Origin of the sequence: Shewanella sp. 8A (assembly GCF_023475945.1) — a bacterium.
Taxonomy (GTDB): domain Bacteria; phylum Pseudomonadota; class Gammaproteobacteria; order Enterobacterales; family Shewanellaceae; genus Shewanella; species Shewanella xiamenensis.
This window is the reverse complement of the sequence record NZ_JAMDJP010000103.1, coordinates 1-679: the sequence shown is the minus strand read 5'-3', so window position 1 is coordinate 679 and position 679 is coordinate 1. Positions and strand designations below refer to the sequence as shown.

The window sequence follows — 679 nt, the reverse complement described above, 5'->3', positions numbered from 1 at the left end:
GGAATGCTAGGAATGAGCTGGGACGCTAAGTTCATTTCATTTTCGGCAACCGAATCAAAGGCGCTGTTGACCAATAAATGGCTGCTTAATTCCATCAAGCAAACCATGCGAATTTGCGGATAAGCCGCTTCGCCTGAAGCGTTTGCGGTACGCGCAAAGGCGGCTTGATTTTGGACACTATCGGGTGTCCGCCACACGACACCGTCAACACCATACAAGTTAAGACCGCACCAATGAGGATGTTCAGCTCTCGCGTGCCAGGTATTGGCGCTGCGGCTAAATACTTCTCTAATAACCTCACTGCCCAATCGTTTACGCGCCTGAGTCACGGCGCTGCGTGCAACATAATCAATCTCTTGCGGCAAAACAATGTCGAGTTTGTTGATGAGTGACCGAACAGACTCCCCTCGGAACAAAGCCATTCCGATAACGGCCCAAATCATCGCGTCCATCGGCAATTTACGCCGTCTTAACGTCGCAACGCCCTGAGAGTCTAGGCAAGATTGAATTAACTCAGGTTCTAACACATCTGCTAAGCAGGTGAATTCGGTTAGGCGGGTAATATGAGTACGGGCGAGTGCTTCTGAGAGTTGCATAAAAAATCCGATGACATGAGGTCATCGGATTTTGATCTTTTCAGCGAGATCGTCAAGCGATCTGTCTTAACTGATCGGCATTA

The 679-nt window shown here is 49.0% G+C and carries 1 pseudogene; it reads right to left on the bottom strand.

What is annotated here, in order from left to right:
* A pseudogene (locus M0413_RS22725) lies at nucleotides 1-596 on the bottom strand (IS4-like element ISSba6 family transposase); the annotation flags it as partial.
* Nucleotides 597-679: the final 83 nt, after the last annotated feature.